Origin of the sequence: Pelagibacterium montanilacus (assembly GCF_003992665.1) — a bacterium.
GTDB classification, from domain to species: domain Bacteria; phylum Pseudomonadota; class Alphaproteobacteria; order Rhizobiales; family Devosiaceae; genus Pelagibacterium; species Pelagibacterium montanilacus.
The window spans coordinates 187,944-205,763 of the sequence record NZ_RZMX01000014.1; the positions used below are offsets into that span (position 1 = coordinate 187,944).

Sequence of the window (17,820 nt, forward strand, 5' to 3'; positions counted from 1 at the left end):
CGCCCATGAAAATGCGCATCGGCTTTTACCCGGGGTCGTTCGATCCCCTGACCAACGGACATGTGGACATCATCGATCGGGCCTGCGGGCTCGTCGATCGGTTGGTGATTGGCGTTGGCGTGCATGCCCAGAAAAGCCCGATGCTCGCAGCCGCCGAGCGCGTCCGGATGATCGACGAGATCACCGGTCCGATCGCTGCCGGGCACGAGACCGAAGTCGCGATCATGGAATTCGACGGGCTGATGGTCGACGCTGCTCTGGCGTCGGGCGCAGGCATCGTCATCCGGGGTCTTCGTGACACTACGGACTACAATTACGAGATGCAGATGGTGGGGATGAACGCCAGGCTCGCGCCCGACCTGCAGACCGTGTTTCTTCCTTCAAGCCCGGCGGTGCGCCATATTTCCGCGACGCTGGTCCGCCAGATTGCAGGCATGGGCGGTGACATATCGCACTTTGTCCCGGCCCGCGTTCTCGAACTCATGGAGATGTAATGGCAGCACATGCCCCCCAACCGTTGAACCGCCGGATCGTGTTTCTGGTCGTTGCCTTCGTCGGCCTTTTTGCGGCCACCGCCGCATGGTCGCTGCTCTCGCTCGGGCACAGCCAGCCGGCTGTGGCCCAGACGAGCGACGCGGAAGGACCTTTTGCCACGCTCACGCTGGAGGAGGGCGAGGTGCTGATCAGGCTGCGGCCCGATCTGGCCCCCAATCACGTCGAGCGCATCACGACCCTCGCCAATGACGGCTTTTACGATGGCCACCTCTTTCACCGCGTGATCGAGAACTTCATGGCGCAGACTGGCGACCCCACGGGCACCGGCGCCGGCGGATCGGATCTGCCGGATCTTGAAGCCGAGTTCTCGTCCGAGCCGTTCGTGCGGGGCACGCTTGGTATGGCGCGGTCCACGGACCCTAACTCCGCCAACTCCCAGTTCTTCATCGTGACGGGCGATTCCTCGCATCTGAACGAGCAGTACACCCTGTTCGGCGAGGTGATAGAAGGCATGGACCTCGTGGACGCCCTTGCGAGTGGTCCGCAGCAGGCCAATGGCATGGTGCCCGACCCCGACACGATGGTGTCGCTTCGCGTTTCCGACAGTCTCTGATTTGCATCAACAGGATCACCCAGACCAATGACCAGCTATTCCGATCCCGAAAACATCCTTCTCATGGAAACGACCAAGGGCGATGTCGTTATCGAGCTCCGCCCCGACCTCGCGCCCGGGCACGTTGAGCGCATCAAGGAACTCGCCCGTGAAAAGTTCTACGACGGGATCGTCTTTCATCGCGTGATTGACGGCTTCATGGCGCAGGCCGGCTGTCCCAAGGGCAACGGCACCAGCGGATCGAGCAAGCCCGATCTCAAGGCAGAGTTCTCCAGCGAAAAGCATGTGCGTGGCACTGTTTCGGCTGCCCGCACGGCCAATCCGGATTCGGCCAATTCCCAGTTCTTCATCTGCTTTGGCGAGGCTCCCTGGCTGAACCGGCAGTACTCGGTCTGGGGCCAGGTCATCGAAGGCATGGACCATATCGACCAGCTCGAGCGCGGCGAGCCCGTGCGCAATCCCGACCGGATCGTCAGCCTGCGCGTTGCAGCCGACGTCGCCTGAGAATGCTCAGGCTTTTCGGACTTGCGATGGTGGCGGGGGCGGCTTTGGCCGCTCCCGCGCACGCGACCGGAACCATATCCTGCGTCTCTGAAGATGGCGCGACCATCGACATGGCGATCGGCAGCCTGCCAATCCTCGCGGTGATCAGCGCCTACATTCAGGTGGGCGGCCAGGAATGGACGACCGCCGAAGGCGCCATCGGATCGGTTCAGGCGTTCGGCGACGCGGAAACGGTCCGTGTCGATTTCACCGATGCCAACATCAACGAGATCGTGGCGCGCCTGCGTCTGTTCAGGGTCCTCGAAGAGAGCGATTTTGCCATGGGGGGTACACTCCAGATCGTGGGCACTGGTGCCTATGCAGTTACCTGCATCGGGCCCTGAATGCGCGTCGACCTTTTCGATTTCGACCTGCCTGAAGACCGGATAGCGCTTCACCCCGTCAGTCCGCGCGACAGCGCGCGCATGCTTGTTGTCGATGCAATCGGTACACTGGAAGATCGCGTGGTCAGGGACCTTTCGACCGTGCTCGATCCGGGCGACGTGCTGGTGCTCAACAACACGAGGGTGATCCCGGCGGACCTTCGAGGTGTGCGGCACCGGGGCGAGCTGACGGCCAATGTCTCTTTCAACCTGCACAAGCGGATCGACCCGTCCCGGTGGCTGGCCTTTGCCCGTCCTGCCAAGCGGCTCAAGCCGGGGGACCGCATCATCTTCGGTGAGAGCACCGGCAACATCTGCGCGCTCGATGCGCTGGAAGCGACTGTGGCTTCGGTGCACGAAGGCGAGGTTACGTTGGCCTTCGACTTCTCGGGGGCCGTGCTCGACGAGGCGATCAAGGCGCGCGGGGCCATGCCGCTGCCGCCCTATATCGGCGCCAAGCGCGCCATCGAAGAGCGGGACGGAGAGGACTATCAGACGGTCTATGCCGAACGCGACGGCGCAGTAGCGGCCCCAACTGCTGGCCTGCACTTTACCCGCGAACTGCTTCGGACGCTCGAAGCGCGCGGCGTCGCGATCGAGGAGGTCACCCTGCATGTGGGCGCGGGGACGTTCCTTCCCATGAAAGCCGACGATACCGACGATCATCGCATGCATGCGGAATGGGGCGTCGTAACGCTGCCCACGGTGGAGCGCATTCGCGCGGCGAAGGCGGCGGGCCGGCGGATTGTGGCTGTCGGCACGACAAGCCTGCGGCTGCTTGAAAGTGCGGCGCGCGAGACCGGAGAGCTGGTCCCGTTCGAGGGGGACACCGATATCTTCATCACGCCCGGCTTCGATTTTCGCGTGGTCGATGCGCTGATGACCAATTTCCACCTGCCGCGCTCGACGCTGTTCATGCTGGTGTCCGCGTTCTCGGGCCTCAAGACCATGCGCAACGCTTATGCGCACGCTATCGAGACAGGCTACCGCTTCTATTCCTACGGCGATGCCTCGCTGCTTTTCCGGGCCAACCATGACTGAGCATTTCCAGTTCGCTCTCCTTTCGACCGGTGGCAGCGCACGGCGCGGGCGGATCGACACGCCGCGCGGAGAGATCCGGACCCCTGCCTTCATGCCGGTGGGCACGGCGGGCACCGTCAAGGCGCTTTATCCCGAGCAGGTGCGCGACACCGGCGCGGATATCGTCCTGGGAAACACCTATCACCTGATGCTGCGGCCCGGTGCGGAGCGTGTGGCCCGCCTCGGCGGGCTGCACCAATTCATGGAATGGCCCCGGCCGATTCTCACCGATTCGGGCGGGTTCCAAGTCATGAGCCTCTCCAAATTGCGCAAGCTCGAAGAGAACGGTGTCACGTTCAAATCCCATATCGACGGGTCGAGCCACAGTCTAACGCCAGAGCGTTCGATCGAAATCCAGAAGCTTCTGGATTCCGATATCATCATGCAACTCGACGAATGCGTGGGACTGCCTGCCGAGCGGGACGAACTGGATCGGGCCATGCAGTTGTCACTGCGCTGGGCGGAGCGCTCCAAGCGCGCGTTTGACGATGCAAAGGGCAGAGCGCTTTTCGGGATTGTGCAGGGCGGGGATGATGCCGGGCTGAGGGCCATCTCGGCTGCCGCGCTGGCCGACATCGGCTTTCACGGCTATGCGGTAGGCGGGCTGGCGGTGGGTGAGCCTCAGGAGGTCATGTTCCGCGTACTCGATGAGGTTGTGCCTCATCTGCCGCAAGACCGTCCGCACTATCTGATGGGCGTCGGCAAGCCCGATGACCTGCTGGGCGCCGTGGCGCGTGGCATCGACATGTTCGATTGCGTCCACCCCACACGGGCCGGGCGACACGGACACGCCTATACCCGCTTTGGCGTGGTCAATTTCAAGAATGCCCGGCACAGGGATGATCCGCGTCCTCTGGACGAAGCCTCGTCCAACCCCATCGCCCGGCGGTTCTCGCGCGCCTATCTGCATCATCTCGTCAAGTGCGAGGAAATTCTCGGTGCAATGATACTCTCGCAGGTCAACCTGGCCTATTATCAGGAGTTGATGAGCGGGATGCGAAGTGCAATTGAAGCCGGCCGGTTCGACGATTTCGTCGCCGAAACCCGGGATGGGTGGGCGCGCGGCGACCTGCCGGCAGTCGAGTAAGGGAAACAAGATGTCCAACAAGGCCCGCAAGCAGGCATTCGCCGACCTCGAAAAGCACCGCTCGCGCCTCCAAGGCACGAACATGCGCGAGCTGTTCGCGCACGACCCGGAGCGCTTCGCGACGTATTCGGCGCGGTTCGGGGACATATTGCTCGACTATTCCAAGAACCGGATCGACAGCCAGTCGCTCAAAGCGCTGTTCGCGCTGGCCAAGGCTGCCGATGTCGAAGGGCGGCGCGACGCCATGTGGGCGGGCGAGCCCATCAACAGGACCGAGGGCCGGGCTGTGCTGCACATGGCATTGCGCCATTTCGGCGACGAACCCGTCACGGTCGACGGCGAGAATGTGATGCCCGGTGTGCGGGATGTGCTCGCGCGCATGAAGGGCTTCTCGGAGGCTGTAAGAAGCGGCGAGGTCCGAGGTGCTACCGGCGAGGCCTTCACCGATGTGGTCAATATCGGGATTGGCGGCTCCGATCTCGGCCCGGCGATGGTCACTCTGGCGCTGGCGCCCTACACGCGCCAGGATTTGCGGGCTCACTATGTATCCAACGTCGACGGCGCACACATTGCCGATACCCTGAAGGGCCTCGACCCGGCCAGAACGCTGTTCATCGTGGCGTCCAAGACCTTTACCACCGACGAAACCATGACCAATGCGGGCTCGGGGCGGGCCTGGCTGGCCGAGGCGCTCGGCGAAGACGCGGTGAACGCCCACTTTGCCGCCGTTTCAACCAATATCGAAGGCTGCAAGGCGTTCGGCATCTCCGAGGACCGGATTTTCGGGTTCTGGGATTGGGTCGGCGGCCGCTATTCGGTCTGGTCCGCGATCGGCCTGCCTGTGGTGATCGCCGTGGGTTTTGATAGTTTCGAGGCATTTCTGCGCGGCGCAGGGGAGATGGATCACCATTTCCGCTCCACCCCGCTCGAAAAGAACCTGCCGGTCATCATGGGCTTGTTGGGTATCTGGTATCGCAACACCTGGGGCTTTGCGACCCATGCGGTGCTGCCCTACGACCAGCGCCTGTCACGATTTGCCGCCTATCTCCAGCAGCAGGATATGGAATCAAATGGCAAGTCGGTGACGCTCAAGGGCAAGGATGTGCCTTGGGACACCGGGCCGATCATCTGGGGCGAGCCCGGGACGAACGGGCAGCACGCGTTTTATCAACTGATCCACCAGGGCACGAGCGTGATTCCCTGCGATTTCCTCGTGGCGGCGACACCGCACGAGAATCTCCCGCCTCACCACGCCAAGCTGGTTGCCAACTGCCTCGCGCAGTCCGAAGCGCTGATGCTCGGGAAATCACAGAGCGAAGTGGAGGCCGAACTGAAGGCCCAGGGGCTGGCCGACGAAGAGATCGCGGCGCTGGTGCCGCACAAGGTGTTCCCGGGTAATCGGCCGTCTAACACCATCATGTACGAGAAGCTGGACCCCGCAACGCTGGGCAGGCTGGTTGCGCTCTACGAGCACAAGGTATTCGTTCAGGGCACGATCTGGAACATCAACTCCTATGATCAGTGGGGCGTTGAACTGGGTAAGCAATTGGCCAAGGCGCTGCTTCCCAAGGTTGAGGAGCAGCAGCCTGGCGACGATCACGACAGCTCGACCACGGGCCTGCTGGCTCATTTCCATGCTTTGAAGGGCAGCTCGACGTGACGATCACCTCCGAAGAGGAACTGAACCGCCTCAAGGCCATCGGGCGCATCTGCGCGGTGGCGCGCGATGCCATGGCGGCGGCGCTGGAGCCCGGGATCACGACCCGTGAGCTCGACGATATCGGGCGGAAGATCCTCGACGAGAACGGTGCCCGCTCGGCGCCGGAGGTCACCTATGGCTTCCCCGGTGCGACGTGCATCTCGGTCAACGAGGAGATTGCGCATGGTATTCCGGGTGATCGGGTTATAGAGGCCGGTGATCTGGTCAATATCGACGTGTCCGCGGTCAAGGATGCGGTCTATGCCGATACCGGGGCTTCCTATCTGGTACCGCCGGTTTCGCGGCGCACCCAAAAGCTGTGCCGGGACGGCAAGCGTGCCATGTGGGCGGGGATTCGGGCCGTGAAGACCGGGGCAGGCCTCGCCGATATCGGGAAGGCAATCGGCAAGTTCGCCGGGATGAACGGCTACACCCTGATCCGCAACCTTGCCAGCCATGGGGTCGGCGACAGCCTTCATGACGAGCCGTCCACCATTGCCACATGGCCGGACCGGGCCGAGCGGCGTAAGATGACCGAGGGGCTGGTGTTCACGATCGAGCCGTTCCTCTCGCTCGGGGGGCGCTATGCCGAGGAAAAGGACCCCGACGACCCCTGGACGCTAGTCAGCGAGCCTGCCGCGCTCTGCGTGCAGTTCGAGCACACCATCGTGGCTACCCGGCATGGAGCCCTCGTGGTCACCAACTGAGGTTCGCAGCTCCCAAACTCACCAGGTGTTATCGAGGCCTGCCTGCTCACGCTCGTCCCTGATCAGGTCGACATTCTCGAGCAGATAACCGCGGAGATCCTGAAGTCCCGAGACGACCTCCATATGGGCCTCGGGGCACTTTTCGCGCGGATTGATCGGGTTCTCCGTCGCCTCGTCCCATTCGACGACCGCTTCAAGCGTTCCTGCAAGGGCCTCGACGTCGCCGAAGGCGTAGCGGTTGATCTCGTTGCCGATCACCTCCGAGAGTGCGCCGAAGAGGGCTGGATCGCCGTCCGGCGCGAGGTCGGGATTGCACTGCAGATGGATGCGGTAGCGCAACTGGCCAGCATAATACCAGAAAACGGCATCGGACCTCGCACCGGTATCGAACAGCCGTGAGGCCAGCACGTAGAGGGCCGAGGGGTGCTCGGATGCTGCAGTCTCCTGCAGTTTGGCAAGCGGCACGTCCGCATAGTCCTGAGCTTTGACCGGTACCGAGGTTGCCATCGCCAGAAAGATCGCGACGGGGGCAAGTGCTCGGGCGAGGGATGTCATGACGCTGCTCCTGTTGTCGGGGAGCACACAATCGTTCCATTGCGTCGCCAGTGGGGCAACTCCCCGCCACCTGACAGGCCAGGGCGCGGGTGCTTGCTACAAGTTGCATAAGAGCAACATGGTACCAGCGGTCAGATCCGCGTCAGCTCCATGGTCCGGCAGAATATGCCCTGGCAGCCCTGCAGGCTAATGGTATCGGGCGCGTCGAGCGTCAGGCGCCCCGAGTAGCTCGAGCCCTCATAAAGCACCGTGCCGCGCCATGTTCCGGCCCCCGCAGGGGCGGCGCCGTCAAGCACTCTGGTGCCGAGATAGGCGGCTGTTTCGCTGTCGCGGAGGTCTTCTGCAAGCCAGGTCATGGTCGCGCAGAGTTCATCTCCGCCCTGACACGCGAATATTTCGAATCTGGATTCCCCGCTAGCCAGTTCCCACTGGCCGACGGGCGTTGGGGACTGGGCATGACTTGCTGGCGCGAGGGCAAGCGCCGTGGCAACGGAGAGGATGGCGGTTCCGGCGGTGAACACGGACTTGAGCATGATGAAGCCTCTTGGCGATTTCGACATGCGCGCCACCCTAGCGAATGGGCATTGAACGCCGCTCGTATCGCCTGTTCAGATCGCGTTCAGGCTCAGGGGTTCCAGAGCAGCACGATCGGTGCGGCGAAGACCAGGGCCAGAACGGTCAGGATGCGCAGCGGCAGGGGCCAACGGAGCCGCTCCATCGGGATCGTGCTGAGGAGGAAGATGACGGCCGGGCAGATGAGGTATGAGAGCCCGTATTCCACGGTCAGGAAGTTCTGGTACCCCGCCAGTCGCAGCAGCACCCAATAGCCGATCACGAACCCGGCCATCGCCGCAAACATCATCAGGAGCACATCGGCCAAGATGGCCAGCATCCTGTCGCAATACTGGGTGTTGATCAGAACCACGAGGGCCGTGGCAACGAGATAGGCGGCGGTCAGAACGAAGGATGCCCTGAGGTCCGATACCGCCGCGATCGAATCATGGGGGCTGTAGGACCCGATCGCCGCCAGCCCGGGAACGGTGAAGGGCAGGGCATCAATGCCCCACACGATACCTAGAAGGACGAACGCGCTGATCGCAAAGAACAGCAAGGTGACCGCGATCGCCTTGATACGATTGCCTGTTGCGTTCATCCTGCTGTCCGTATTCCGGGGCCCGTGATGGTCTGGCCCGCCAGCCGACGGCAGGCGTACCGTGATGGCGACCCCGGCAGGACTTGAACCTGCGACCAATAGCTTAGAAGGCTACTGCTCTATCCAGCTGAGCTACGGGGCCACAAAGTTCCTCTAGCGCATAATCGCGTCAATGTCAGTCATTGGCTTGGGTGTTGCGGGAGGACTGAACCAATTTCCAAGGCTGGTGACGAAACCGGCTTTATGCCGTCGATGTAATCGATTACAAGCCTGTGTTCCGGCGGCCGTGCCGTCGGGGATGCCAACCGATGAAAGCCAGTCTGATGAGCAATTTATCGTTTCAGCTGTACAGCGCCCGCAACTTCAACCCGATCGGAGAGGTGTTCGCGCTGTTGTCCCGCGTGGGCCTCGGCCATGTCGAGGGATATGGCGGACTTTATGAAGACCCCAAGGCAATGCGCGGCCTGCTTGATGCTCACGGACTTGCCATGTCCAGCGGCCATTTCGGACTGGACCAGCTGCGCGAGAGGAAGGCGACGGTCGAAGCCGCCCGCACGATCGGGATAACGGACATTTTCTGCCCGGCGATTCCCAACGATCAGTGGAAGCAGGATGAGAATGCGTTCAACGCCCTGGCCGACGAACTGGCCGACCTCGGACGCTTCTACAAGCAGGAGGGGTTCGGGTTCGGTTGGCACAATCACCATTTCGAGTTCTGGCCGGCTGAAAGCGGGCGGCTGCCTATGGACATCATCCTCGAGCGCGCACCAGAAATCGACTGGGAGATGGACGTTGCATGGGTCGTGCGCGGCGGCAACGATCCGCTGGAATGGATCGAGCGGTACGGCAATCGCATCACCGCGGCGCACGTCAAGGATCTGGCGCCTGAAGGCGAGAATGCAGATGAGGACGGCTGGGCCGATGTCGGTCACGGCACCATGGACTGGAAGGCGATCATGGCGGCGCTCGACCAGCATTCGCGCGTCAAGCATCTGGTGCTCGAGCATGACAACCCCGCCGATCTCGAACGATTTGCGCGCCGGTCCGTGGACGGCGTACGCGCAGCAATGGAAGGCTGAACCATGACCGCTCCTTATGGCGTCGGAATTCTCGGCGCGGGCAACATTTCCACTGCCTATCTGAAGCTGTTGCCGCTTTTTCGCGGGCTCGAGGTTCGTGCAGTCGCCGATATCATGCCGGCGGCTGCTGAAGCGCGGGCCACCGAGTTCGGCGTGGATGCACGCACGCCCGAGGCGCTGCTGGCGAGCGATGACATCGATGTCGTGGTGAACCTCACGATCCCGGAGGCGCATTTCCGCGTCACCCGGCAGATCGTGGAGGCCGGCAAGCACGCCTATTCGGAGAAGCCGCTCGTGCTTTCGGTCGAGGAGGGGCAGGCGCTCAAGGCCGCAGCCGAAGCTGCCGGGGTTGTCGTCGGATGTGCGCCGGATACATTCCTGGGTGGCGCGCATCAGCATGCGCGTGCTCTGATCGATGAGGGAAGGGTGGGCCGCATCGTCTCGGGCACCTGCCATGTGATGAGCTTCGGGATGGAGCATTGGCACCCCAATCCCGATTTCTTCTTCAAGCCGGGGGCAGGGCCCATTCTTGACGTCGGTCCCTACTATGTCGCCAATCTAATCAATCTGCTCGGGCCCGTCAGCCGGGTAACGGCACTCGCCTCAACTCCCCGGATACAGCGCGAAATCGGCAACGGTGCGCGTAAGGGCGAGTTCGTCTCGGTCGAGACGCCGACCACGATCCATGCGGTCCTCGAGTTCGAGGCTGGTGCCGTGGTCAGCTTGGGGGCATCCTGGGACGTGGAAGCTCATCGCCACGGCCACATGGAGCTCTATGGTGAAACCGGTTCGCTCTATTTGCCGGACCCCAATTTCTTCGGTGGGGAGCTGGCCGTCGCCAGCCGGGGCGGTGCGGAGCAGCGCGTGGAGCCCTGGGCTCACCCGCTCGAAGTGGCCAATTGGGAGAGAGACGACGGGCCTCCGTTCGCCAACTACCGCGCAGCCGGCCTTGCCGACATGATGCAGGCTATCGAGCAGGGCCGTAAGCCGCGGTGCTCGCTCGATATGGCGCTGCACGGTGTCGATATCATGCTGTCGGTTCTCAAATCGGCCGAAACGGGGGCGGCAGTGACCCTCTCCACTCGCTGCGAGCGGCCGGACGCTCTGTCGCCTGAGATGGCGCAGGCCCTTCTCAAGTAAGGGCCCGTCGGGCGCTTGCGCTTGACAGCCAAACGGGTGGAGATATCGTGTTCATCGAAATGATGAACGTACATCATTGACGGTGGGGCGCTCGACAGAGCGGCCCGATCGTTCAAGCACTGGAGGAGAAACCATGCGTACCATCAAGGGCCCGGCCATTTTTCTGGCCCAGTTCGCCAGCGATCAGCCCCCGTTCAACTCGCTCGATACCGTTTGCGAGTGGGCTGCAGGTCTGGGCTACAAGGGTATCCAGCTGCCGAGCTGGGTCGGTGACTACATCGACCTCGAAAAGGCAGCAACGTCCAAGGACTACTGCGACGAGCTCAAGGGCATTGCCGGGGCGCACGGGATCACCATCACCGAACTCTCCACACATCTGCAGGGCCAACTCGTCGCCGTGCACCCCGCCTATGACACGGCGTTTGACGGCTTTGCCGCGCCGGAAGTTCGCGGCAATCCCAAGGCCCGGCAGGAATGGGCGGTTCAGCAGCTCAAATGGGCTGCCGCGGCCTCCCGGAACATGGGCATGACGGGACACGCCACTTTCTCGGGCGCGCTAGCATGGCCCTATGTCTATCCCTGGCCACAGCGTCCTGCCGGTCTGGTTGAAGAAGCCTTCGACGAGCTTGCCCGCCGCTGGACGCCGATCCTGGGTGCCTTCGACGATGCGGGCGTGGACGTGTGCTACGAAATCCATCCGGGCGAGGACCTGCATGACGGGGTCACCTACGAAATGTTCCTTGAGCGGGTGAACAACCACGCGCGGGCCAACATCCTCTATGATCCCAGCCATTTCGTCCTGCAGGCGCTGGACTACATTGATTTCCTCGACATCTACGAGGACCGGATCCGGATGTTCCACGTCAAGGATGCCGAGTTCAACCCGACGGGCCGTCAGGGCGTCTATGGCGGCTACCAGAGCTGGGTCGATCGGGCAGGGCGGTTCCGTTCGCTCGGGGACGGGCAGGTCGATTTCGGCGCGATCTTTTCCAAGCTCGCGGCCATGGACTTCGATGGCTGGGCCGTGCTCGAGTGGGAATGCGCTCTCAAGCACCCCGAGGACGGGGCCCGCGAAGGCGCGGAATTCATCGCCAATCACATCATTCGGGTCACCGATCACGCATTCGACGATTTCGCGAGTGGCGGCACCGACAAGGCAGCCAACCGCAAGATGCTCGGCCTGGATTAGGAGGAAGTCATGGCAGAAAACGGAAAACGCCCCATCAGGCTTGGCATGGTCGGCGGCGGCACTGGCGCCTTTATCGGCTATGTGCACCGCGTCGCATCGCGGATCGATGGCGACTATCAACTGGTGGCCGGCGCGCTGTCGTCCCGTCCCGAGGTCGCGCGCGAGAGTGGCCGGAATCTGGGTCTGGCCGATGACCGCATATACACCGATTACGAGGAAATGGCGCGGGCTGAGGCCGCCCGCGAGGACGGCATCGAGGCGGTTGCGATCGTCACGCCCAATCACATGCATTTCGGGCCGGCCAAGGCGTTTCTCGAGGCCGGTATCCATGTGATCTGCGACAAGCCGCTTACGGCGAAGATCGACGACGCCCATGCGCTGTCCAAGGTGGAGCCCAGGAATGGCGCGCGGTTTCTGCTGACCCACAACTATACCGGCTATCCGCTCATCCGGCAGGCCCGCGAGCTGATCGAATCCGGTGCGCTGGGCAAGATCCGCGTGGTTCAGGCAGAGTATCCTCAGGACTGGCTGGCCGAGCCGACCGATGATGACAACAAGCAGGCTGCGTGGCGGACCGATCCGGAGCGTTCGGGCGCCGGTGGCTGTATCGGCGACATCGGCACGCACGCCTACAATCTGCTGCGGTATGTGACGGGGCTCAAGACGTCGGCCGTTTCAGCGGATCTGGATGCCTTCGTTCCCGGCCGCAAGCTCGACGATAACGTCCACATCATGCTGCGCTTCGAGGGCGGAGCAAAGGGCATGCTCTGGGCGTCCCAGGTTGCGGTGGGCAACGAGAACGGGCTTCAGTTGCGGGTCTACGGCGAAAAGGCCGGGCTGGAATGGCGGCAGGACAATCCCAACTACATGTGGTTCACCGAGTTCGGGAAACCCAAGCAGCTTCTGACTCGCGGCGGTGCGATCCAGGGCAATGCGGCCAATGCGATGAATGTGCGTATCCCTGCAGGTCATCCCGAAGGCTATCTGGAAGCCTTTGCCACGCTATACAGCCAGTTCGCGGCTGTCATTCGTGGGGAGGGGGCCGATTACGAGGGGTTGCTGCCGACCTTGGACGACGGCATTGAGGGCATGGAGTTCATCATGGCTTCGGTCAAATCGAGCCAGGACGATAGTCGGTGGACTGCGCTGGGCGCATAACGCCCAACGCAAGACCTTGGAGGTGAGCGAAGCCAGGGCGGGGGCCCGGCTTCGCTCTGGCCGATCACATCTCGGCCGGGAGGACCGTCATGTCACGAAGGGGGGCATCGAGACCCTCGATGGGCCCCCATTCGGTGGCCATGCCGGATTCCAGATCGACAGTATAGAGCACCGTGCCCACTGCGAGGTAAGCCGTGTTCATGTCTACGTCCTCAGCGTAGATGTCCCAGGCGATCGACTCGGCGGAGTCGATGCCGAGTTCGCCGATCACTGCCAGGGTGCCGTCATTCGGCGCGGTCTGCTGGAGCAGGGCGAGCATGTCCATGTCGATGTCGTACATGGCAGTGGCTTCGGGCGAGCCGACCGAATTGGTGTAGGCGGTGGCGACTACGTTGTGTGCGTCGCCAGCGTTGTCGCCGGCTTCGTCGAACTGCAGGCTGCCGTCGACGATGGTTTCACCGGTCTCGACGTTGATCCGCAGGTTGGTGCCATCGCTGCCCATGAAGCGCAGACGATCGGCGACCGGGTTGAAATCGACGGAAGGCATTGCGCCATCGCCGATCGACTCGGTGATGGTCGAGGAAACGGTCGCTTCGCCGGAGTCCAGATCGATGGTCACGATGTTGTTTTCGGAGTCAACGCCATAGACCCAGCCGTCGGCGGGCCGGACGTCGATGCCGTGAAGCCGATCAACGCCGGTCACATCCATCATACCGTCGACCATAAGGGTCTCGGTGTTGAACATGACCAGTGTGCGGTCGCCGATCAGGCCGACAGCGGAATTGGCGTGGGCGGCGCCGGCGAGGGCGATGGTTCCGACCCCGGCAAGTGCGATGCGCGTAAGAATGGCAAAAGACATGATGTTCTCCCTGGTTCAGTTGCGGCAGGATGTTGCTTTCGAGCGGCTCGATCCTGCATGCTCACATATGCCCTACCCGCGGGGGGACGCGATTGGATGCACGGACGCGATATTTTTTTCTGATGGTTGCGTCGAATGCGATTTTTCGCGTTTAATATCAAAGCATAAGAAAACGAGCAGACAGTCGTGACCATCCAGGACATAAGCGAAGACGCGACGGATCACCTTCTCGCGCAAATCTCGAACGGAGACCGCGACGCACTCGAGGCCCTGTTCCGGGCCGAAGCGGGAAGGATGGTCGCGATCGCTCGCAGAATCGTGAGGCGAAGCGATCTGGCCGAGGAAGTGGTGCAGGAGGCCTTCGTGCTGATCTGGCAGCGCGCCTCCCAGTTCGATTCCGGCCGTGGGCGCGCGCGCGCCTGGATGACGCGGATCGTGCGGAACCGCGCGCTCAATCTGATCCGGGACGGATCGCGCATGGATTTTCATGACGGCGCCACGCTCGAGGCGATTGGAGATCGGGAGCAGGATGCCTCCCATGCCTATGCCGCGCTTCCCGAGCGGCACGCGCTCAAGGTCTGTCTCGACCAACTCGAGACCGGCAAACGTCGCTCCATCCTGCTCTGCTATGTGACGGGTATGAGCCATGGAGAGGTCGCCGAGAAACTCGGCGCGCCGCTCGGGACAATCAAGGCCTGGATCAGGCGGGGCATGGCGAGCCTGAGGGAGTGCCTTGGATGAACAGTGAAGCCCTGCGCGCCCAGCGAATAGCCGATTATATCGTCGGCGCCATGGAAGAGCATGATGTGGCGCAGTTTGAGGCCGAACTGGCCACTGATCGCCATCTTGCGGATGATGTGCGTGAACTCGAACGGAAATTCTCGGCGCTCGACGATACGGCCAAGGCGGAAGCCGTGCCGGATCGGCTGTGGCAGTCGATCAGCGAGCGGGTGCAGACCACCGAACAGCCGAAGGCCGCCAACAGCAATACGCCCCCGCGCACCAAGGCTGGCTGGACCACGACGCTGCGCCCCGCCGCAATGGCTGCCAGCCTCGTAATTGCCGTTGGTCTCGGTTTCGCTGGTGGAATGCTGACCCAGCCTGACGAGGAACCTCCCGTGGTCATCGCAGTGCTTTCAGGCGACGACATGCGCCCGGGTGCCATCGTCGAGGCCTTCGCCAACGACAGCGTCCGTATCGTGCCGCTCGAAGCGCTCAGCGCCCCGCAAGGGCAGGTTCTTGAGGTCTGGACGTTGCCGGATGAGGAAACCGGGCCGGTGTCCCTTGGCACGTTCGCGGAGGCCCGCGAGCTGGTGCTGACCGGGCCCAGTCTGCCCGCGCCGCAGCCCGATCAGCTTTACGAGATCACGCTAGAGCCCGAGGGTGGCTCGCCGACCGGGCGCCCGACCGGACCTGTGCTGCTGCTGGGCAATGCGAGAGTGCCGCAGGTCTGACCGGCCTGCGACTGCGCGCTCATGACGTGAGCGTGAATTGTGCGACTTGCGGTCAGTGGGTCCAGGGGGCCTTGCGGTCGTGCCGGAAATTGTCCGGATAGCTTACCTTCTTGACCGTCGATTCCTGGACGGGCTGCACGATATAGGGAATTCCTTCCCTCTGTGCGTAGCTTTCCGCATCTTCGAGCGTGTCGAAGCGCAGCTTGATCTGCTGCTTCATGTCAGAGCTCGAGGTGTATCCCATGAGCGGATCTATCCCGCGCGGGGTTTCGGGCTCGAAGACGAGCATCCATTCGCGGCTTCCGGCTTTGCCGGACTGCATTGCATTGCGTGCAGGACGATAGATGCGTGCGACCATGGACAATTTCTCTCCGGCACTTATGCGAATGGTCGGGGCAGCAAGATTCGAACTTGCGACCCCCGGTTCCCAAAACCGGTGCTCTACCAGGCTGAGCTATACCCCGACATCGTGAGCATGCGATACACATTCTTTAAACACAGGGCAAGACATGATACCGCTCGCCGCTCGCAGGTAAGGACCGTCTGGCGGGGCACACGATTTGTTTGCAGACAACACGTTCACCGCACGGCTTGCGCGCAGTTTTCTCGACAGCAACCGACGGCACGGCACGTTGCTGACCTGGCCGCTTCTCGCCATTGTGGCGTTCATCGTCTGTGCGGTGTTCTTCGACGGGCCGCTGATCGAGGGGCTGGGGCGCTGGCCGGACCATGAGCGCGACTTCTTCCGCTGGCTCACCGATTTCGGAAAGTCCGACTGGATACTGATCCCGGCCCTCCTGGGCGTCTGTGTGGCCTGGGCAGCGCGACGGGTGAACTTAACCTACAGCTGGCGCTGGGCCGCCATTTCGCTCCAGCAGATATCGGCTTTCGTCTTCCTCGCCGTGGGGCTTTCAGGTCTGGCGACAGTGGTGCTCAAGCGCATCATCGGACGCGGGCGTCCTCTGTATCTGGAGGAGAAGAACGCGCTCCATTTCGAGCCGTTCAACATCGTGGACTGGACGATGCACAGCTTGCCTTCCGGGCACTCCACCACGGCGCTTGCCTTCTCGATCGTGCTGCTGACGCTGACGGGACGCCGCTGGCAGCGCCTGATCATATCATTTGGCCTGGCGATCGGCTTCAGCCGCATCGTGGTCGGCGATCATTTCCTTTCCGATGTGGTAGCGGGCATAGTGGTCGGCGTGATTGGTGCGCTGATGGTGAGGGACTATTTCGTTACCCAAAACTGGGGTTTGCGGCAGCAAGGCAGACGGGTGCACAGCCGAATGCTCCATGGCTTCCTGCCTCTGTTGCGCTGGCTCCGGCGCGGTCACATCCCAAGGATCATGAAGTAGCGGTCAAGCCCGGCGGCCAGATCGGCCTTCAACGCGTCGAGGCCCTCAAAGCCGACATGCACGCGGAAAAGGTTTCCGGCTTCGGTCCATGGTGTCGCTGTTCGAATTCGAGCCGGATCGGCCGGAAGGATCAGGCTCTCGAAGCCTCCCCAGGAATACCCCATCCCCCACACGTCGAGATGGTCCACCATGGCCGCAACCGCTGCTCGCGGCGCCTGGGGCAATACAAACGAGAAGAGGCACCCCGAACCCTGGAAATCACGTTTGAACAAGGCGTGGTCCGGGTGAGATGGCAGGGCGGGGTGCAATACCTCCTGGACGCGCTCATCCTCTTCGAGCCAGCGCGCCAGGTCGAGTGCCCTTTCTTCGTGCGCCTGCATGCGAACCGCAAGGGTTCGCATGCCCCGCGTTGCCAGAAACGCGTCGTCCGGCGAGGCGATCAGGCCCAGCCGATAGTGCGCCTTGCGCAGTTTCTGCAGCGCTTCACCCGATGCGGATGCCGTCCCGATCATTGCGTCAGAATGGCCGACGAACATTTTCGTGCCTGAATGCACGACGATGTCCGCGCCCAGATCAAGCGGTCGGCAATAGAGCGGAGACGCCCAGGAATTGTCGGCGACGACCAGAGCCCCGGCCTCGTGCGCCGCGGCGGAGAGGGCGGGGATGTCCTGAATCTCAAAGGTCAACGAGCCGGGGCTTTCGACGAAGACCACACGCGTCTTATCGGACAAGACGTCATGAATCTCGTCGCCGGCACGCGGGTTGAAATATCGGGTCGAGATTCCGAACCGTTCAAGCAGCGAATCGGCGAGGGCGCGTGTGGGCTCGTAGACGCTGTCGGTAACCAGCAACTCGTCGCCAGTGGACAGGCAGGCCATAAGCGCCAGCGAGATGGCAGAGACGCCCGATGGTGTCAGCACCGTGCCCTCGGCGCCTTCGAGCGAGCTGATAACGTCTTCAAGCCCGGAGGTAAGGGGCGTTCCCTGACGGCCGTAGCGATAGCGGATCGTCTGGTCTTCAAGGGCGTCGAGCGATGGAAAAACCACCGTGCTGCCCCTGTACACGGGCGTATTGACGAAGCCGTGCTGGGCTGCGGGATCGCGGCCAGCATGAGCCAGCAAGGTCTCGAGGTCCGGATATGATTTGAGATTGCCTGAGGACATCTGTTTTTTCGTTCCGTGCCGATAGGTCAGCACTGCTGCATTCAGATTAGGCGTTCTGCCGGAATGATTAAATTCTTACCGTGACCTGGACAGTTGGGTATTGACGGC

Annotated in this window: 21 protein-coding genes and 2 tRNA genes; 15 read left to right on the plus strand and 8 right to left on the minus strand. The window is 62.5% G+C overall.

Annotation, left to right across the window (positions count from 1 at the left end; genetic code table 11):
• Positions 1 to 5 precede the first annotated feature (5 nt).
• Genes coaD through map form a run of 8 tightly spaced genes read left to right on the plus strand, consistent with a single transcriptional unit; the run spans position 6 to position 6,607 of the window.
• Positions 6 to 494 (plus strand): pantetheine-phosphate adenylyltransferase, encoded by a 489-nt coding sequence (gene coaD / locus EO136_RS05810; protein WP_127143518.1) that lies wholly within the window; start codon positions 6 to 8, stop codon positions 492 to 494.
• The gene (locus EO136_RS05815) at positions 494 to 1,108 is read left to right on the plus strand and encodes a peptidylprolyl isomerase (protein WP_127143519.1); all 615 of its coding nucleotides are present in this window, start codon (positions 494 to 496) and stop codon (positions 1,106 to 1,108) included. The genes coaD and EO136_RS05815 overlap by 1 nt, the downstream gene beginning before the upstream one ends.
• 27 nt (positions 1,109 to 1,135) lie before the next feature.
• Complete coding sequence (locus EO136_RS05820; protein ID WP_127143520.1) at positions 1,136 to 1,612, plus strand: peptidylprolyl isomerase; 477 nt, start codon at positions 1,136 to 1,138, stop codon at positions 1,610 to 1,612.
• 2 nt (positions 1,613 to 1,614) lie between these two features.
• A complete protein-coding gene (locus tag EO136_RS05825; RefSeq protein ID WP_127143521.1) occupies positions 1,615 to 1,995 on the plus strand; it encodes a hypothetical protein in 381 nt (126 codons plus the stop codon).
• Positions 1,996 to 3,075 carry a tRNA preQ1(34) S-adenosylmethionine ribosyltransferase-isomerase QueA gene (queA, locus tag EO136_RS05830; RefSeq protein WP_127143522.1) on the plus strand — a complete coding sequence of 360 codons (1,080 nt, stop codon included), beginning with the start codon at positions 1,996 to 1,998 and terminating at the stop codon, positions 3,073 to 3,075.
• A complete protein-coding gene (gene tgt / locus EO136_RS05835; protein WP_127143523.1) occupies positions 3,068 to 4,201 on the plus strand; it encodes a tRNA guanosine(34) transglycosylase Tgt in 1,134 nt (377 codons plus the stop codon). The genes queA and tgt overlap by 8 nt, the downstream gene beginning before the upstream one ends.
• Before the next feature lie 10 nt (positions 4,202 to 4,211).
• Positions 4,212 to 5,861: a glucose-6-phosphate isomerase gene (gene pgi / locus EO136_RS05840; protein WP_127143524.1), complete on the plus strand. Its 1,650-nt coding sequence runs from the start codon at positions 4,212 to 4,214 to the stop codon at positions 5,859 to 5,861.
• The gene (gene map, locus EO136_RS05845) at positions 5,858 to 6,607 is read left to right on the plus strand and encodes a type I methionyl aminopeptidase (RefSeq protein WP_127143525.1); all 750 of its coding nucleotides are present in this window, start codon (positions 5,858 to 5,860) and stop codon (positions 6,605 to 6,607) included. The genes pgi and map overlap by 4 nt, the downstream gene beginning before the upstream one ends.
• An 18-nt stretch (positions 6,608 to 6,625) precedes the next feature.
• Here map and EO136_RS05850 read toward each other — a convergent pair whose 3' ends face one another.
• The 4 genes from EO136_RS05850 to EO136_RS05865 form a co-directional block, all read right to left on the minus strand.
• The gene (locus EO136_RS05850; RefSeq protein WP_127143526.1) at positions 6,626 to 7,162 is read right to left on the minus strand and encodes a hypothetical protein; all 537 of its coding nucleotides are present in this window, start codon (positions 7,160 to 7,162) and stop codon (positions 6,626 to 6,628) included.
• Positions 7,163 to 7,293: 131 nt separating this feature from the next.
• Entirely contained in the window at positions 7,294 to 7,722 is a 429-nt protein-coding gene (locus EO136_RS05855) for a DUF2147 domain-containing protein (protein WP_127143527.1), read from the minus strand.
• A gap of 65 nt (positions 7,723 to 7,787) precedes the next feature.
• On the minus strand, positions 7,788 to 8,315 hold the full coding sequence (locus EO136_RS05860; RefSeq protein WP_127143528.1) for a hypothetical protein: 528 nt from the start codon (positions 8,313 to 8,315) through the stop codon (positions 7,788 to 7,790).
• Between the two features lie 65 nt (positions 8,316 to 8,380).
• Positions 8,381 to 8,457: transfer RNA gene (locus EO136_RS05865), tRNA-Arg, on the minus strand.
• Positions 8,458 to 8,638: 181 nt separating this feature from the next.
• Between EO136_RS05865 and EO136_RS05870 the strand changes: the two genes are divergently transcribed.
• The 4 genes from EO136_RS05870 to EO136_RS05885 all read left to right on the plus strand — a co-directional run bounded on the left by EO136_RS05870 (position 8,639) and on the right by EO136_RS05885 (position 12,881).
• Positions 8,639 to 9,394 carry a sugar phosphate isomerase/epimerase family protein gene (locus EO136_RS05870; protein WP_127143529.1) on the plus strand — a complete coding sequence of 252 codons (756 nt, stop codon included), beginning with the start codon at positions 8,639 to 8,641 and terminating at the stop codon, positions 9,392 to 9,394.
• A 3-nt stretch (positions 9,395 to 9,397) separates the two neighbouring features.
• Positions 9,398 to 10,534, plus strand: coding sequence for a Gfo/Idh/MocA family protein (locus EO136_RS05875; RefSeq protein WP_127143530.1), 1,137 nt, complete (start codon positions 9,398 to 9,400; stop codon positions 10,532 to 10,534).
• 133 nt (positions 10,535 to 10,667) lie between these two features.
• Complete coding sequence (locus EO136_RS05880; RefSeq protein WP_127143531.1) at positions 10,668 to 11,723, plus strand: sugar phosphate isomerase/epimerase family protein; 1,056 nt, start codon at positions 10,668 to 10,670, stop codon at positions 11,721 to 11,723.
• A 9-nt stretch (positions 11,724 to 11,732) separates the two neighbouring features.
• The gene (locus EO136_RS05885; RefSeq protein WP_127143532.1) at positions 11,733 to 12,881 is read left to right on the plus strand and encodes a Gfo/Idh/MocA family protein; all 1,149 of its coding nucleotides are present in this window, start codon (positions 11,733 to 11,735) and stop codon (positions 12,879 to 12,881) included.
• A 64-nt stretch (positions 12,882 to 12,945) separates the two neighbouring features.
• Here EO136_RS05885 and EO136_RS05890 read toward each other — a convergent pair whose 3' ends face one another.
• The gene (locus EO136_RS05890) at positions 12,946 to 13,740 is read right to left on the minus strand and encodes a DUF4394 domain-containing protein (protein WP_127143533.1); all 795 of its coding nucleotides are present in this window, start codon (positions 13,738 to 13,740) and stop codon (positions 12,946 to 12,948) included.
• A gap of 186 nt (positions 13,741 to 13,926) precedes the next feature.
• Here EO136_RS05890 and EO136_RS05895 point away from each other — a divergent pair, with 186 nt between their 5' ends.
• Positions 13,927 to 14,481 (plus strand): sigma-70 family RNA polymerase sigma factor, encoded by a 555-nt coding sequence (locus EO136_RS05895; protein ID WP_246018268.1) that lies wholly within the window; start codon positions 13,927 to 13,929, stop codon positions 14,479 to 14,481.
• The gene (locus EO136_RS05900; protein ID WP_127143534.1) at positions 14,478 to 15,194 is read left to right on the plus strand and encodes an anti-sigma factor; all 717 of its coding nucleotides are present in this window, start codon (positions 14,478 to 14,480) and stop codon (positions 15,192 to 15,194) included. Before EO136_RS05895 ends, EO136_RS05900 begins: the two co-directional genes overlap by 4 nt.
• A gap of 52 nt (positions 15,195 to 15,246) precedes the next feature.
• Here the strand turns inward: EO136_RS05900 and EO136_RS05905 are convergent, their stop codons facing one another.
• Both EO136_RS05905 and EO136_RS05910 read right to left on the minus strand, forming a co-directional pair.
• Positions 15,247 to 15,552: an ETC complex I subunit gene (locus tag EO136_RS05905; RefSeq protein ID WP_127143535.1), complete on the minus strand. Its 306-nt coding sequence runs from the start codon at positions 15,550 to 15,552 to the stop codon at positions 15,247 to 15,249.
• A 29-nt stretch (positions 15,553 to 15,581) separates the two neighbouring features.
• A tRNA-Pro gene (locus tag EO136_RS05910) sits at positions 15,582 to 15,658 on the minus strand.
• A gap of 96 nt (positions 15,659 to 15,754) precedes the next feature.
• Here EO136_RS05910 and EO136_RS05915 point away from each other — a divergent pair.
• Positions 15,755 to 16,549: a phosphatase PAP2 family protein gene (locus EO136_RS05915; RefSeq protein WP_127143536.1), complete on the plus strand. Its 795-nt coding sequence runs from the start codon at positions 15,755 to 15,757 to the stop codon at positions 16,547 to 16,549.
• Here the strand turns inward: EO136_RS05915 and metC are convergent.
• Positions 16,525 to 17,712 carry a cystathionine beta-lyase gene (gene metC, locus EO136_RS05920; RefSeq protein WP_127143537.1) on the minus strand — a complete coding sequence of 396 codons (1,188 nt, stop codon included), beginning with the start codon at positions 17,710 to 17,712 and terminating at the stop codon, positions 16,525 to 16,527. The genes EO136_RS05915 and metC overlap by 25 nt on opposite strands.
• Positions 17,713 to 17,820: the final 108 nt, after the last annotated feature.

What these genes read in the sequence shown, in the direction of transcription:
- EO136_RS05885 (WP_127143532.1), top strand. Translation starts at nt 11,733, where the DNA reads ATGGCAGAAAACGGAAAACGCCCCATCAGGCTTGGCATGGTCGGCGGC.
- EO136_RS05860 (WP_127143528.1), bottom strand. Translation starts at nt 8,315, where the DNA reads ATGAACGCAACAGGCAATCGTATCAAGGCGATCGCGGTCACCTTGCTG.
- EO136_RS05825 (WP_127143521.1), top strand. Translation starts at nt 1,615, where the DNA reads ATGCTCAGGCTTTTCGGACTTGCGATGGTGGCGGGGGCGGCTTTGGCC.
- EO136_RS05855 (WP_127143527.1), bottom strand. Translation starts at nt 7,722, where the DNA reads ATGTCGAAATCGCCAAGAGGCTTCATCATGCTCAAGTCCGTGTTCACC.
- EO136_RS05850 (WP_127143526.1), bottom strand. Translation starts at nt 7,162, where the DNA reads ATGACATCCCTCGCCCGAGCACTTGCCCCCGTCGCGATCTTTCTGGCG.
- pgi (WP_127143524.1), top strand. Translation starts at nt 4,212, where the DNA reads ATGTCCAACAAGGCCCGCAAGCAGGCATTCGCCGACCTCGAAAAGCAC.
- EO136_RS05905 (WP_127143535.1), bottom strand. Translation starts at nt 15,552, where the DNA reads ATGGTCGCACGCATCTATCGTCCTGCACGCAATGCAATGCAGTCCGGC.
- EO136_RS05820 (WP_127143520.1), top strand. Translation starts at nt 1,136, where the DNA reads ATGACCAGCTATTCCGATCCCGAAAACATCCTTCTCATGGAAACGACC.
- tgt (WP_127143523.1), top strand. Translation starts at nt 3,068, where the DNA reads ATGACTGAGCATTTCCAGTTCGCTCTCCTTTCGACCGGTGGCAGCGCA.
- EO136_RS05890 (WP_127143533.1), bottom strand. Translation starts at nt 13,740, where the DNA reads ATGTCTTTTGCCATTCTTACGCGCATCGCACTTGCCGGGGTCGGAACC.
- EO136_RS05880 (WP_127143531.1), top strand. Translation starts at nt 10,668, where the DNA reads ATGCGTACCATCAAGGGCCCGGCCATTTTTCTGGCCCAGTTCGCCAGC.
- EO136_RS05875 (WP_127143530.1), top strand. Translation starts at nt 9,398, where the DNA reads ATGACCGCTCCTTATGGCGTCGGAATTCTCGGCGCGGGCAACATTTCC.
- queA (WP_127143522.1), top strand. Translation starts at nt 1,996, where the DNA reads ATGCGCGTCGACCTTTTCGATTTCGACCTGCCTGAAGACCGGATAGCG.
- EO136_RS05815 (WP_127143519.1), top strand. Translation starts at nt 494, where the DNA reads ATGGCAGCACATGCCCCCCAACCGTTGAACCGCCGGATCGTGTTTCTG.
- EO136_RS05900 (WP_127143534.1), top strand. Translation starts at nt 14,478, where the DNA reads ATGAACAGTGAAGCCCTGCGCGCCCAGCGAATAGCCGATTATATCGTC.
- EO136_RS05870 (WP_127143529.1), top strand. Translation starts at nt 8,639, where the DNA reads ATGAGCAATTTATCGTTTCAGCTGTACAGCGCCCGCAACTTCAACCCG.
- coaD (WP_127143518.1), top strand. Translation starts at nt 6, where the DNA reads ATGAAAATGCGCATCGGCTTTTACCCGGGGTCGTTCGATCCCCTGACC.
- metC (WP_127143537.1), bottom strand. Translation starts at nt 17,712, where the DNA reads ATGTCCTCAGGCAATCTCAAATCATATCCGGACCTCGAGACCTTGCTG.